The sequence below is a fragment of the Chitinophaga filiformis genome (assembly GCF_023100805.1).
GTDB classification, from domain to species: domain Bacteria; phylum Bacteroidota; class Bacteroidia; order Chitinophagales; family Chitinophagaceae; genus Chitinophaga; species Chitinophaga filiformis_B.
This window is the reverse complement of sequence record NZ_CP095855.1, coordinates 3,609,211-3,625,516: the sequence shown is the minus strand read 5'-3', so window position 1 is coordinate 3,625,516 and position 16,306 is coordinate 3,609,211. Positions and strand designations below refer to the sequence as shown.

Sequence of the window (16,306 nt, the reverse complement as noted above, 5' to 3'; positions counted from 1 at the left end):
AGTTTTAATAATTCCGGTTTTACATTGTTCCCGCATACAGCATTCTTGCTACCGGAATGGGCGACAATACCCCTTGTATCAGCAGACAGGAAAATGTTATAACGCGGAAACAGGTTATTTTAAGATCAGGGCAAAGATGCGGTTAATTTTCAGGTACTTCCATTTCAGGGCTACGTCTAATCTACTACAACACAAATACAGGTAATTGATTATCAATAAACATTATTTACGTCAGCACTACTTCAAACCATAATATTCCTATTTTTAGCGAAACGTTATGGAAAATGAACAAGCTCATTTTGCTTGTACTGTCTATCCTATGGACAAGTGAAAACCTGGCACAACAGATCATCGGCTTACCCCCTATTGTCAGCTATACCCGGCAGCAATACCCGGGAAGCGGACAAACCTGGGACCTGGACATAGACAGGAACGGTATCCTCTATTTTGCCAACAATGAAGGCCTGATGACCTTTAACGGTCATTCCTGGAAACTGCTGCCCGTTCCCAATCATACCCGGCTGCGTTCTGTGAAGACAGATAAGGACGGGCGTATCTATGTGGGTGCGCAGGACGATTTCGGGTATTACCTGGCCGATGCGGATGGGGTATTACGTTATACCTCCCTCAAACCTGCTGTCAGGGACCGGAAGGACCAGTTTGCAGACATCTGGGACATTGTATTATATAATGGCGGGGTCTTTTTCCGGGGTACCAACAAGATCTTTTATTACGATCATCACAGTGTACATATATATCCTGCCCCCGTACACTGGCAGGCACTGTGCCGGGCTAATAACAGCTTATATGCCCAGGATGCAGGCAGGGGCTTAATGCAGTTTAAAAACAACGCCTGGCAGCCGGTTTGTACAGAAGTGGCCGACAGGCACCTGCTGATCAGGGAGATCATCGGGAAAGCGCCCAAAGGGGAGGCCGGCCAGGTCACTGTTGATAATAATGATACTTTGCTGGTCTGCACATTAAAGGATGGTATTTTTAAACTACACGAGGGGCGGCTCTACCCTTTTCAGAGCGACGCCACACCTATTTTCACCCAAAACCAGATTTACTGCGCACGCCCCTGGGGAGACCACCAATTGCTGATCGGGACTTCTTACGGTGGCTGTTATATCATACACCGGGAAACAGGGGCATTGATCCAGCGCTTTACCGTTGCCGAAGGACTGCAACACAACAGTGTACTGAAGATCTTTACCGACCCGGGAAAGAATATCTGGCTGACGCTGGACAACGGCATTGATATGGTACGGTATAATACCGCCGTGAAACAGATCCTGCCTGACAATAAACGTTACCTCACCACCTATGCCGCCACCGTATTTGACCAGCAATTGTATATCGGTACTTCGGATGGTGTATTCAGTACACCTTTGGACGGACAGCGGGACCTGAGTTTCCTGGAGAGCCGTTTCCGGCAGATAGACAATACTGCCGGCCAGGTATGGAGCATTGCCCAGGTAGAGCATCATCTGCTGATGGGACACCATGAAGGGGCTTTTGAGATAAAGGGAACGAAGGCGATCTCTTTGTCAGAACGCACAGGATGCTGGTTGTTCCAGCCCCTATCCTCGTATATGCTGGCCGGATGCTATAATGGCCTGCAGCTGATGCGTAAGGAAGGAGCTGGCTTGTCGGCCGCAAGACCGGTAAAGGGATTGTTTGAGTCCCTGCGCTTCCTGACGGTAGAAGACGACAGTATCATCTGGGCTTCTCATCCTTACCGGGGCGTATTCCGGATGCACCTGGACAGGGATACCATGCTACGCTATACGTTATACACGCAGAAGAATGGCTTACCGGCTGACTACAACAATTTTGTGTTCCGGATCAGGGGGCGGATGGTGGTAGCTACTCAGGCGGGGGCATATGAATATGATGCGGCCACAGACCGTTTTGTGCCTTCTCATTGGCTGTCGCCCATCCTGAAGGACGCCAGTCTGCAATACCTCTCTGAAGACGCCACCGGCAATGTCTGGTTCATTTCAGACAAGATGCCCGGCGTCATAGACTTTCATAAACCTGTGCCGGAACATGCGTACAGCATCGTGCATTTCCCGGAACTAAAGGGACAGATCGTGAACGGCTTTGAATTCCTGTATCCTTATAATGATGAGAATATTTTCGTAGGTGCAGAGAAAGGCATGTTCCATATCAACTACAAACATTACCGGCAAGCCAGGGAACAACCACTGGTGCTCATCAGCCAGGTGAGCGCTCATGGCAAGACAGACAGCCTGCTGTTCGGCGGATATCCCCCCATGGGAAAACAATCTTTCAAAGCAATGCCCAATGCCTTTTCCGGTTTTCATTTCGAATATGCATCGCCGGTATACAGCCAGGGTAATACCATTGAATACAGTTACAAGCTGAGCGGGTTTGACCAGCAATGGAGCGATTGGTCCGTGAAAACGGAAAAGGACTATACCAACCTCCCCTACGGTCATTATACTTTTTCAGTAAAAGCGAAAGACAACCTGGGTAATGTATCCCGCGCTGCTATGTATTCCTTCCGGATATTACCGGCCTGGTACCAGACGCCTCTCGCCAGGAGCGGCTATGTATTACTGGCACTGGCCGTACTGCTATGGGGCTATATCTACCAGAAAAGAAAATTCGCGCGGCAGCAACGCCGTTACCAGCAGAAACAGGAACAGTTAATATTGCGGCACAAGTTTGAGAAAGAGCAGCGGGAGAAAGAGCTGATCAGCCTTCAAAATGAAAAACTTACCACGGAGGTCCGCTTCAAGAATAAGGAACTGGCTACGGCTACCATGTACCTGCTGCACCGGGGCAAGGTATTATCTAATATTAAAGAAGAGTTATTGCTGGCAATAAAAAAGCTGGATCCATTGCCGGACAATGTATTTAAAAAAGTACTGCGCCTGTTTGAGGAAGCAGAAAACAATGAAGAGGACTGGGAGCAGTTTTCCCGGCATTTTGACGAGGTGCACAACAACTTCCTGTTCACGCTGAAGCGCAAGTACCCTGACCTGAGCACAACCGATCTAAAGTTATGCGCTTACCTGCGCATCAACCTCACCACAAAGGAAATAGCACAGTCGCTGGGCATCTCTGTAAGGGGCGTAGAAACCAGCAGGTACCGTTTACGAAAGAAACTGGAGCTGCCGGCAGAAACCAGCTTATACGATTTCCTGATAGCCATTACAGCCGAACCGGAGAAACCGGTGTGAAAACCAATAGGAAACGGTTATATTTGTGCTTTACGCCTTTACCACAATTGTCATTGTCAGCGCCTATTGTTCATACACGAATAGCAGAAGAAGAGGAAAGAAATTTACTCCAAAATGTTGCAGCCGGTGACTGGCAGGCCTTCACGCGCCTTTACGAGGCATATTCCCCCCTTATATTACATTACCTCCAGGTGTACCTGGCAGACAAACATGATGTGGAAGAAATAGGTCAGGAAGTATTCCTGAAGGTCTGGAAGAAAAGGGAATTACTGGTAACGGTACGTTCTTTTAAGAGCTATGTATTCATCATGGCCAGGAATGCCCTGAATGATTTCCTGAAGGCGCAGCAGGCCTTAATACAGAAACAGGCGGGCTACAGCAAGGATTATGTACAACCGCATTACAGTGCAGACGATAAACTGATCACCGACCAATACGAATCCATCGCCCGTACGGCCCTTGAAACACTCCCCGAAAAGCAACGCCAGATCTTCCTTTTACGCACGAGAGATGAAATGACCATCCAGGAAATTGCAGATATGCTGGGCATGTCTGTAGGCGGCGTACATAAATCACTGCAGCAGGCCACCAACTATCTAAAAGAATATCTGGCAAAGAATGGCATTAACTTTACCCTGCTGCTCCTGATACTTTTCTTCCAGCCCTGAAATTTTTTTTAAAATTTTTTACTGTCCCGGTGAAAATTCGGATTCATTGACCGTCTTTATACGTATATGTCATATATGAATCTATCTGAAGCCATATTACACGTTGCAAAACTGGCGGAGGGACAAACCGTAACTGAGGAGGAAACAACCAGGTTCCGGCAATGGTTCCTCCTGGAAGCGAGCGAAGAAGAACTGCAGGAACTGGCGAGCGCACATGAAGCTGTATTGATGGAGGTGCAGGAGCCGGTCTATAATAATAAAGAGATTGTCAACAATATATATAGCCGGCTGACGGCCTACTGCCAGGCTGAAGTAAGCGCCATGGAAGAAAGCAACAGACAGGAAGCCATTGTCAGGAAGATCAGGAAGCGGAATTATTGGTGGGCCGCGGCGGCTTCATTATTAATAGCCGGAGGTGCATCCATATGGATATTCCGGCCTGTACAGCACAATCCGGTAGCCATCGTACAAAGTACTGAACTGGAACCGGGCGGCAATAAAGCCATTCTTACACTGGCGAACGGCCAGCAGATCGTTCTGGACAACCTGGCTAAGGGCAATATACCCGTACAGGGAGGTGTGACTATCACTAAAGCAGATAGCGGCGCTATCGCTTACATAGGAACAGGGGACAATGTGCAGTATCACACGCTGTCCACTCCGCGGGGTGGACAGTTCCAACTCACATTACCGGACGGGTCAAAGGTCTGGTTGAACTCAGCCTCATCCATACGTTATCCAACGGCATTCACCGGCACTGAAAGGAAAGTGGAAATGACCGGGGAAGGATATTTCGAGGTCGCCCCTGACGCCGCCAAACCCTTTACCGTGAAAGCGGGCAAAATTGATGTGCATGTATTGGGCACAGGATTTAACATTATGGCTTATGCCGACGAAAATGCCATCCGTACAACGTTGGTAAGCGGATCGGTAAAGGTACAGACAGGCAATGCTGCAACGGTATTGACACCAGGTGTTCAGGCGAGCCTGGCGCCAAATGAACAGGCCTTTAAAACATCCCGGCCGGACCTGGCGGAAGTGCTGGCATGGAAGAACGGGCAGTTCCGTTTCAATCGTACCGGCATTAAGAACATCATGCGACAAGTGGAACGCTGGTACGATGTGGATGTGAGTTATGAAGGGAACGTAGACAATATAGAATTCCAGGGCATCTTATCGCGCAAAGTAAATGCGAAAGCATTGCTGGAAACATTGGAAGCAACGGGAGAAGTGCATTTCAGGATTGAAGGAGATCATATCAGCGTTATACCAGGCGCTAAAAAATAATACAGGGGACGATAGATAAGAACAGGTTAAGCATTTTTTGACACATCGATCAATCAAATATCTAAATCAACAACCAATCAGCGTATGTAGAAACAGGGAAACAGCCAACAAATCAGCAAAAAGCAACCAACAGCTTGTAAGTAAGTCCTGGTAAAAAGGCAGGACCTCAACTGCAATTGGGGTCCTGCTATGAGGACTACTTCATTAATGTCACTTACGTCATTTAATCAGTAAATCCCTAAATGTACAAGTATGAAAAATATTGTACCTGGCAAAGGTATGCCAATTCCTTTTTCAAAATTAGTAATGATTATGAAATTAATCATCCCGCTTATCCTTGTTGCGGTGCTCCATGTAAGTGGAGCCACCTATGCGCAGAAGGTGACGATAAGCAAAAAAAAGGCGGCACTGACAGATATCTTCAAAGCCATCAGTGAACAGACGGGGAGAGAATTTCTGGCCAGTCCTACCCTGCTGGAAAAAACGCAGCCGGTGGATATTAATGTAAAGGACCAGGAGATCAGTGAATTTCTGCCGGCTTTACTGGCGAAACAAGGACTTGCTTATTCCATTCTCAACAATGTGATCGTCATCACCAGGGATCCCAAATCATTCTTTCCTGTAGCACCTGTCACGGTTGCAGCAACTGATCCGCCCAAGCTGGTGAAGGGATGGGTAGTCGATCCTGCAGGCATGCGACTGCCGGGAGCTACCGTCATGCTGAAAGGCACACGCAAAGGTACTACTACCGACGCCAACGGGTATTTCGAACTGAAGGTGGAGGAAGGTACAGAGAATGCAGAACTGACCATCTCTTATACTGGCTACATCATCAAAACTGCCACTGTAAGCCTTAAAGCGCCCACCTTCATTTACCTGAAACCTTCTACCAGTGAGCTGGACCAGGTACAGGTGATCGCTTATGGCACTACCACCAAACGTTTCAGCACAGGTAATGTGGCAACGGTGACAGCAGCAGATATCGCGAAGAACCCGGTAAGTAATCCCTTACTGGCCTTGTCAGGCCGGGTATCCGGCCTGGTGATCAACCAGACCACCGGTATGCCCGGAGGCGCTGTGAGTGTACAATTGCGTGGGCGTAATTCCATTGCGTCCGGTAATGACATCCTCTATATCATAGACGGGGTACCATTTAAGGGCGGTACTTCTGGTTCAGTGAACAGCGCATTGGCACAGGGCAACCTGCTCGACCTGGTGAACCCTGCGGATATTGAAAGCATCGATGTATTAAAAGATGCGGACGCCACTTCGATCTACGGCTCACGTGGTGCAAACGGTGTGATCCTCATTACTACCAAGAAGGGTAAACCGGGACGTACGCAGGTGAACCTGACCGCTTATACCGGTGTCAGTAAGATCACCCGTATGCCGGAATATATGAACCTGCAGCAATACCTGCAGATGCGCCGTGAAGCCTTTGCGAATGACAATGCAAAACCGGGTATGCTGGATTATGATGTGAACGGCACCTGGGATACCACGCGGTATACTAACTGGCAGAAGCTGATACTGGGAGGTAGTGCACATACTTCCGACGTGCAGGGATCGATGGCAGGTGGATCCGATAATATCCAATACCTTGTTGGCGGCGGCTATCATCGTGAAGATCCCATCATGCCGACAAACGGTGCACTGAAAAAGGGAGCTGCACATTTTAGTATCTCAGGCATGAGCAATGACAGGAAATTAAGCGTAAGCGCGGGGGGTATTTATGTATCCAATACCAACAACATTACCCCGCTTGATCCGACATTCAACATCCGCCTGCTTGCGCCTGATGCACCGGCCATTTACAATCCCGACGGAACACTTAACTGGGAAAACGGCACCTTCGACAATCCCTACGCAGCGCTCTTACAACCCTACCTGGGGCGGGCCAATAATTTGAACGGGAATGTCACCATTGGGTACAGACCCATCAAAGGCATGAACATAAAAGTATCTGCCGGTTACGAGAACGTTGCACAGCGGGAATATGTAGGCAGTCCCCTTTCCATTTCGAATCCTTTTAAATCGGCAGGAAGGCAGGCTACAGCCAGGTACAGGAATGCCAACTATAACGGCTGGAACATAGAGCCACAGGCGACTTATAATTTCAGTCTAGGCAAAGGTAATGTGGAAACATTACTGGGCGCCACCTTCCGCCGCGAGCAGAATGAAAACCTGACGCAGAATGGCGTAGGTTATGCCAGCGACGCACTGCTGCAAAATCCGCAGGCAGCGGCTACGATGACTATCGAGGATTTTGGCAACAATGAAAATAAATACACGGCCACTTTCGGCAGGATCAAATATAACTGGGCCAATAAGTATTTACTCTCTTTAAACGGACGATACGACGGTTCCAGCCGTTTCGGACCTGACAGCAGGTTTCACTTCTTCTGGTCTGCCGGTGGCGGATGGATCTTCTCAGAGGAAAAAGCAGTAAAAGAGCTGTTGCCTTTCATGAGTTTCGGTAAACTGAGAGGAAGTTATGGTACTACGGGTAATGATAACATAGGCGACTATGCCTTCCTGGATCTCTACAAATCATTAGGGTTCAGTTATCAGGGCGATAAGGGCTTACAGGCAATAGCATTATTTAATCCGGACCTGGCATGGGAAGCTACCCGTAAAATAGAAGGCGCCATTGACCTGGGTTTCCTTCACGACAGGATACTGGTAACTGCCTCTTACTATAGGAACCGCAGTAATAACCAGCTGCTGCCATTCCAGTTATCAGCCGTAACCGGCTTTGGTTCCATTCAGCGTAACCTGCCGGCGGTAGTACAAAATACGGGTTGGGAGTTTGAGCTGCACACCATCAATATGAAGGGCAAGAACTTTGAATGGAGCAGTTTCCTGAACATCTCATTACCCCGTAATAAGCTCACAGAATACCCGGGATTAACTCCTGATGATCCGAACTTCATCATTGGTAAACCGCTTGGCATTACCCGGGTGTACCAGTATGCAGGTGTAGATCCTCAGACTGGTACATACCGGTTCATCAACAGTGAGGGCAAGAGCGTGGCAACGCCCGACCAGAAGACCGCCTTTATCGATCCGACTGTAAAGTATTACGGCGGTTTCCAGAACTCGATCCGGTACAAGGGCTGGACACTCGATTTCCTGTTCCAGTTCGAACAGCATATGGTTAAAAACCCCTTGCTGAACGGTATCACGCCGCCCGGTTTTATGGGTAACCAGTTAGCGAGTATAGCCCTGGACCGCTGGCAGAAGCCTGGCGATGTAACAGATATTCCAAAGTATACGCAGAACATATTTGGTTATCTGCCCTGGGCATTGTACGCCAGGTCCAGTACACTGGCCTATTCTGACGCGCCTTTCCTTCGCCTGAAGAATGTTTCCTTCTCTTATCAGCTGCCAGCTAAATGGCTGCAGAAGGCACGTCTTCAACAGGTCACCTTGTTTGCACAGGGTCAGAACCTGCTGACTTTCACGAAGAAGGAATTCCGCGATTTTGATCCGGAATCCGGAGGCCTCAACCTGTCACCGATGAAGACATTTACCGGTGGTCTTAAAGTAACCTTATAAAAAGCGCAATCATGACATTAGCATATAAATCGTTCCGTTACCTGTACACTGGTCTCCTGCTGCTGGCGGTAGGTACAGGCTGTAATAAAGCGGTGGAGATAGATCCGCCTACATCCAGGATCGTAAGCCAGGAAGCCTTTTCAGGCAATGCATCTGCTACATCTGTCGTAACAGGTCAGTACAGCGCCATGATCAGTAATCGTGGTTTCGTGAGCGGCATCAATGGCATCAGTATGCTGGAAGGGATGGCAGCCGATGAGATCACCAACTACCTGCCCGCTGTGATGGGTAGTACACTACAGGAGTTCTACACCAACACTTACAATGTAGGCGGCAGTTACTTCTGGAATGAGTTCTATCAGCGTTTATATACCTGTAACGTGACGATAGAAGGCGTTACCGCCTCCGGGGGGCTTTCAACGGCCGTTAAACAGCAGTTGCTGGGAGAAGCGAAATTCTTACGTGCGCTTATCTACTTCTATGCAGTGAATATTTACGGAGATGTACCGCTGGCACTGAGCACCGATTACCGGGTCAATAATACGCTGTCACGCGCATCGAAAGACCAGGTATATGCACAGATCATTGCCGACCTGAAAGACGCGCAATCGCTGATGGGAGAAACTTATTTCAAAGGCATCACTGCCGGCACTACGGAAAGGGCACGCCCGAACAAGCTGGCTGCGACAGCGCTCCTGGCACGCGTTTATCTTTACCAGAAAGACTGGGCCAATGCCGAAGCGCAAGCCACTGCTGTGATCAGCAACGGTGTTTATCAGCTGGAACAGGATCTTAATAAAACATTTACATCCACAACAAAAGAAGCCATCTGGTACCTGCTGACGGTGGATCCTATTAACTATGCCACTTATGATGCGCAGGCATTCATTCCGTACACCAATCCACCGGGAGTGACACCTAATCTACCTGGAGCGCTCAGTACTTCTCTCGTAAACAGCTTCGAACAGGGAGATGCCCGTCGCGATAAATGGGTAGGCACCTTTGTAGCCAATGGCACTACCTATTATTATCCATTCAAGTATCAGAAAAACCCAAGCGGTACACCTGAAGCATTGCTGGTGTTACGCCTGTCGGAGCAATACCTGATCCGTGCAGAAGCAAGGGCACAACTGGGGAATATCACAGGCGCAAATAGCGCCCAGTCAGACCTCGATGCCATCCGTAGCAAGGCCTTATTGCCTGGCACCACCGCTACAGATAAAGACGCGATGCTGACAGCCATTGCACAGGAACGTAGGATTGAGCTGTTCACCGAATGGGGACACCGCTGGTTTGACCTGGTACGTACGGATAAGATCGACGAGCTGATGACGGTACTTGCCCCGCAGAAAGGCGGTGTATGGGATCCCAATCATAAGGTATTACCCATACCGTACAGTGAAACACAACTCAATCCGAATATTAAACAGAATCCGGGTTATAGCAATTAAGACATCACCTTTGACATAGCCTTGCCAATTTAAAACGCTAACCATCACCGATGAAATCTGCAACAACAAGCATTGTGCTTGGAATGCTATGCACCGTGGCCATTGCATTACCGGCAGCTGCACAGAAACAACAGAAAGGGAAAGACAGCACCGCTACTAAAAAAGACAGTGTGGCTGCCGCATTGGCCAAACTGGCCCTGCCGGCAAAACCTGAAGCCCTGAAGCCATATAAGGACGTGATTGTACCCGGTACCATTACCACTAACGGACTGTTTAAAGTACATAAGTCGAATGAGAAGTATTTCTTCGAGATACCTGATTCATTACTTGGCAGGGATATGCTGGTAGTAGGCAGGATCGCCAAAGGATCTTCTGAATTACGTTTCATGCTGGGCACTTACTCCGGCGATCAGATCGGAGAAAAAGTGATCCGCTTTGAGAAAGGAGCCGGTAACAGGATACTCCTGAAGACCGTCTCTTATAAAGAACGTTCTGCGGATAGCTCTGCCAATGGCCTGTACCGCTCATTACTGAACAATAGCCTGCAGCCTATCCAGGCCGTATTTGGGATCAAAGCGATCAACGATAGTACAAAGAGCAGTGTGATAGAAGTGACGGACTATGTAAACGCCGATAACTCTATCCTGTTCTTCGACCCGGCGCTCAAAAACATCCTGGGCCTGGCAATGATGGCCGCCGACCGTTCTTACATAGAAGAGATTCATTCCTACCCGATGAATGTAGAAGTGAAGACGGTACGTACCTACAATTCCAGGCCTTTCCCGAATGGGGAGGTAAGGACATACAGCTTTGAGCTTAACAGTTCAATTGTATTGCTGCCGGCAGTTCCCATGCAGCCCCGCTTCTTTGATCCACGGGTAGGATTCTTCGCAGATGAATACACAGACTTTGATGCCAACTCCCAGGGCATCAAGAATGAAAGTATGATCTGGAAATGGCGACTGGAGCCGAGGAAAGAAGATCTGGAAAAATATAAACGGGGCGAGCTGGTTACACCGGAACATCCCATCGTTATTTACATCGATCCGCTAACGCCTAAGAAGTGGGTCGCCTACCTGATGGCAGGTGTCAACGACTGGCAGGCAGCATTCGAAGCAGCAGGCTTCAAAAATGCGATCATAGCTAAACAGGCCCCGACTGACGACAGTACCTGGAGTATTGAAGATGCCCGTCATTCCGTGCTGGTATACAAGCCTTCCAACATCGCCAATGCGATGGGACCAAGTATCAAAGACCCGCGTACCGGGGAAATACTGGAAACACATATCAGCTGGTATCACAATGTAATGGACGTGTTGTACAAATGGTACTTTGTACAGGCAGGCGCTATCGATAAAAGAGCCCAGGCGCCGCAGCTACCCGACTCTCTCATGGGTGAGCTGATCCGCTTTGTATCTTCCCATGAAGTAGGGCATACATTAGGGTTACGGCATAACTGGGGCGCATCTTCCACCGTGCCGGTAGACAGTCTGCGCAGCAAGCAGTGGGTAGAAGCACATGGACATACGCCTTCCATTATGGACTATGCCCGTTTCAATTACGTGGCACAACCGGAAGATAATATTGGCGTCAAAGGCATCTTTCCCCGTATCGGCGACTATGACAAATGGGCTATTGAATGGGGATACAAACTGGTGCCCGGCGCCAAAACTGCCGCAGAGGAAACACCTGTGCTGAACAAAAGAGTGATCGATAAACTCGCATCAGGTAAACAATACTTCTTCGGTATTGAGAGAGTGCCCAATGACGCGAAAACACAGTATGACCCCAGGAATCAGCGGGAAGACCTGGGCGATGATGCCATGAAGGCCAGTACCTATGGTATTGCCAATCTGAAGAGGATAGAAAAACACCTGATGGAATGGACACGCCAGCCGAATGAAGATTATTCAAAAGCTGGTGAGATGTACCTGGAGATCGTGAAGCAGTTTGACCTGTATGTAGGTCATGTGGCAGCACAGATAGGCGGTATACTTACAACCCCTAAGACGGTGGAGCAGTCAGGGCCGGTGTATGAGTTCCCGACAAAGAGCAAACAACAGCGAGCCGTGGCATTTCTGAACGAACAGCTCTTTGCTACCCCTTCCTGGCTGGACGACAAACAATTGGCCATGCTTACGCATACTGATTTCTCTGCGGTGACTGCTGTTCAGAAAAAGGTGTTGCTGCAATTGCTGTCGCCCGACCTGATAGACAGGCTAAACGCACAGGAAGCTTTCGATGCATCAAAAGCTTATACAGCAGCACAACTGCTGCACGATCTGAAAGCTGGTATATTCTCTGAATTAACGGCGCATAAGGCTACAGATGTTTATCGCCGCGGCCTGCAGCGTGTATATGTGGAGAGCCTGTTGGCTATTATATCACCCACAGCAAGGATCAGCAAGGATAGTGATATTACGCCGCTGATCAGGGCACATGCGAAAGAACTGGCAGGAGCTATAAAAGCAGCGATGCCAACTATGACAGATGTTACCACCCGCAATCATCTGCAGGATCTTTATGAGCGACTGGATAACGGCCTGTATCCTAAAAAGTAATTATTTCTCAGGCTATATATGTGGTAAAGAGCATATGAGCTCTATTAGGTGTAAACATGGAACGTGCGATGTCTATCGCACGTTTTCTGTAAGTAGTAGGTTTTAATGACCGGCACCGCTATGTGTGCCGGTTTTTCGCCGTTGTTTACAGCGCAGCGGTTTTATGAACAAAAGATTCCCCCGGAGGCTTACCGGTTCTCCTCCGCAATCAGTAGATTTGTCTCCAGAATAACCCAGAAAACACTAGAGAGCTTCCCTCAGGCCCATGTAGTGTAGTCCTGTACTGATATTTTTTATTACCACGTTCACGTTAAATTTCACCCGTATGAAGAACCCAAATTTCCCAACACACAGGTTGAAAAAGAGCGCATTACTTGCAGCTGTGCTCTGTCTTTCACTGTTACCTTTTGCGACCCAGGCCCAGCGACAGCTTGTCTGGGAGGAAAACTTCAACACCACCACGCTCAATCCGCAGACATGGACCTACGAAACAGGAGATGGCTGTAACAAGGGGAATTGCGGCTGGGGGAATGCCGAGTTGGAATATTACACCAACCGGCCGGAAAATGTAAGGATTGAAAATGGTACGCTCATCATTGAAGCCCGCCGGGAAACGATGGGCGGCAAACCCTTTACCTCGGGGCGTATCAAGACCGCCGGACGGGTATCTTTCCGTTACGGTTCCCTGGAAGCCAGGATAAAGGTACCCAATGTAGCCAATGGCCTCTGGCCCGCTTTCTGGCTATTGGGCGCCACCGGTGGTACCTGGCCGCATAATGGAGAGGTCGACATCCTGGAAATGGGATTTGCCGGCGCCGTTGCCGAAGGCCGGGCCAACAGAACCGTCAGTGCCGCTACGCATTGGTGGACGGAAAATCCCGGCGGCTATACCGGGCATGCCACTTACGCAAAAGATAGCGTTCTTCAGAACACGCAGCTGAATGACGCGTATCACCTGTACAAACTGGAATGGACGCCGCAGTTCCTGACCATCTTCCTGGATAATAGTCCTTATTACCGGATAGATATTAGTGGAACGAACGGATTTGATGCCTTCCGTAATCCCTTTTATATCATCCTCAACCTGGCAGTGGGTGGGAACTATCCCGGCATCAACTCCGCAGCAGGCGTGACAGCTCCCCTGCCCGGCCGCCTGGAGGTTGATTACATCAAACTGTACCAGGACATTACACAGGGTGAGGAGCTAATTCTTGGTTCCAATAATGCACCTGAAGGTAATTACGGCGTCTTCACCGACAATACTACGGTAAGCGACAAAGTAGTATTTGGACAGGGCGCCAATCTTTATCTCTGGAACAATATCACCAATATCACACCTGCCCCTACGCCATTTGAAGGCAGCAACGTGTGGGCTTTCCATGCCAATGCAGGCACCTGGTTTGGCCTCGGCGTAGCGAACGATAGCAAGAACATGAGCAACTATGCTAATGGTAGCCTGAAGTTCCATATGAAGACCACTTCTACTGCGCCTTTCAAAGTAGGTATTGTAGCGGATGGCGTGGAAGGCTGGGTGAATTTCACTGGTAGCAATGAACACGGACTGTTAAGGGACGGGCAATGGCATGAGGTGACCATTCCTGTCAGCGAGTTCGGTACGCTGGACCTGATGCAGGTCACACAGCTATTCATGTTCTCAGGCGATGCACCAGCTGCAGCGGCAGACTTCTACTTTGACAATGTGTATTATACTGGTGGTGTGTCTGACAATCCTGCACCCCAGGTGGCTATCACCAATATTGCTAATGAGGCGGTGTATACTACCCCGGCATCCATCGCTATCCAGACCAATGCCAGCGACCCTAATGGCACTATCAGCAAAGTGGATTTCTTCAATGGGTCTAATTACCTGGGCACAGTTACATCTGCACCGTTCAACTATACCTGGCAGACATCTACCCAGGCTATTGCCAAATTGATTGCGAAAGCAACGGATAATCAGAACAAGACCACTACCTCAAAACCTGTCACCGTTCTGGTAGCAGCACCGGGTAACACGCCTCCGCAGATCAGCATCACCTCTCCTACTGCCAGCACACCGTACAGAAGGCCGGCGAAAGTGGTGATCAATACCAATGTATCCGACAATGGCCTGATATACAAGGTGGAATTCTTCAATGGCAGTACATTACTGGCTACGCTTACACAGCCGCCTTACACTTACACCTGGGAGAATGTGCCACAAGGTACTTATACCATCACAGCCAAGGCGACTGACAATGGTAAGCTAAGTACTACCTCTGCCCCTGTGACTATCAACGTGCAGGATAACAAGATCCTTTCCAACAGGTATGGCATCTATAGCGAAGATCCTTCTATGCCGGACAAGCTGACCTATGGCCTGGATGCCAACCTGTATGTATGGAATAACCTGACAACCATCAGCGGGGCAGCGCCTTATGAAGGCGCACAGGTAATGGGCTTCACCGCGGCAGCCAATAACTGGTTTGGGCTGGGTGTGTCGCACGATGTACGCGACCTCTCCCATTTCGCTAATGGCTTCCTGAAGTTCCAGTTCAAGACCAGCTACCAGGGATCTTTCCGCTTCAGCGTCATTTCTCAGAACGGGGAGCAGGCCATTTCTTTCGCTGCCGGTGAACAGAAATTGGGACTGATCAGGGACGGGCAATGGCATGAGGTGACTATTCCTGTCAGCTCGCTGACAAACGTCAATCTCAGCACCATCACCCAGGCGTTTACCTTCTCCGGCGATGCACCTGCCGCTGCGGCCAGCTTCTACATTGACAATGTGTATTATGTTACGCCAGATACGGTTGCCACACAGACTAACCTGGCATTGAATAAACCAACCGCTATTTCTTCATATGAAAACATCGTCTTTTCCGGTCAAAATGCTGTAGATGGCAACATCAACACCCGCTGGTCCAGCGCTTTCAGCGATCCTCAATGGATAAGGGTGGACCTGGGTGCAGATTACAATATCAACCGGGTGAAGATCACCTGGGAAACAGCAGCAGGGAAAGACTATGTTGTGCAGGCCTCTAATGACACGGTTAACTGGTCGCCACTGAAAACAGTGACCAACAATAGTGTACTGGTGAATGATCACACGGGGCTTACAGGGCACGGTCGTTATCTCCGGATATACGGTACGGCGAGAACCACGCCTTATGGCTATTCCATTCTCGAGCTGGAAGCGTATGGCAGTTTGCGCACCAGTGCCGCTTTGCTGGGCAGCTCAAATCTGGCGACAAAAACGCAGACTGCATGGAAGGCCAGTTTGTATCCGAACCCCGTTGTGAATGATAAGGTACAATTGTTAAGCAATGAAGGAGTGAAACAGGTAAGCATAGTTGATTTGAACGGGCGTTCAAGGTCTGTACAATTATCACAGGAAGGTAAAATCTCGGGCACATATACCGTTGATGTAAGCCGTTTACCGGCGGGTATTTACTTCATGCAGCTGACGAATAACGCTCACAATACATTGTTGCTGAAATTCGTTAAACAATAATCTACAATCAGTTAAATAGTTGGTACGTTTGCCTAACACCGTTAGTAAGCGTATCAACTATTTTTTTGGATAGCAT

At 49.0% G+C, this 16,306-nt stretch carries 7 protein-coding genes; all 7 read left to right on the top strand.

The features are described from left to right. Positions 1 to 284: 284 nt before the first annotated feature. The 7 genes from MYF79_RS14505 (at position 285) to MYF79_RS14475 (ending at position 16,230) form a co-directional block, all read left to right on the top strand. Complete coding sequence (locus tag MYF79_RS14505) at positions 285 to 3,212, top strand: triple tyrosine motif-containing protein (RefSeq protein ID WP_247814687.1); 2,928 nt, start codon at positions 285 to 287, stop codon at positions 3,210 to 3,212. Between the two features lie 23 nt (positions 3,213 to 3,235). Beyond that, positions 3,236 to 3,880 (top strand): RNA polymerase sigma factor, encoded by a 645-nt coding sequence (locus MYF79_RS14500; RefSeq protein ID WP_247814686.1) that lies wholly within the window; start codon positions 3,236 to 3,238, stop codon positions 3,878 to 3,880. Between the two features lie 75 nt (positions 3,881 to 3,955). After that, positions 3,956 to 5,167: a FecR family protein gene (locus MYF79_RS14495; protein ID WP_247814685.1), complete on the top strand. Its 1,212-nt coding sequence runs from the start codon at positions 3,956 to 3,958 to the stop codon at positions 5,165 to 5,167. A 312-nt stretch (positions 5,168 to 5,479) separates the two neighbouring features. Further along, on the top strand, positions 5,480 to 8,725 hold the full coding sequence (locus MYF79_RS14490) for a TonB-dependent receptor (RefSeq protein WP_247814684.1): 3,246 nt from the start codon (positions 5,480 to 5,482) through the stop codon (positions 8,723 to 8,725). A gap of 11 nt (positions 8,726 to 8,736) precedes the next feature. Further along, positions 8,737 to 10,176: a RagB/SusD family nutrient uptake outer membrane protein gene (locus tag MYF79_RS14485; RefSeq protein WP_247814683.1), complete on the top strand. Its 1,440-nt coding sequence runs from the start codon at positions 8,737 to 8,739 to the stop codon at positions 10,174 to 10,176. A 50-nt stretch (positions 10,177 to 10,226) separates the two neighbouring features. Next, entirely contained in the window at positions 10,227 to 12,737 is a 2,511-nt protein-coding gene (locus tag MYF79_RS14480; RefSeq protein ID WP_247814682.1) for a zinc-dependent metalloprotease, read from the top strand. 325 nt (positions 12,738 to 13,062) lie between these two features. After that, positions 13,063 to 16,230, top strand: a complete 3,168-nt coding sequence (locus MYF79_RS14475; protein ID WP_247814681.1) for an Ig-like domain-containing protein — start codon at positions 13,063 to 13,065, stop codon at positions 16,228 to 16,230. Positions 16,231 to 16,306 lie beyond the last annotated feature (76 nt).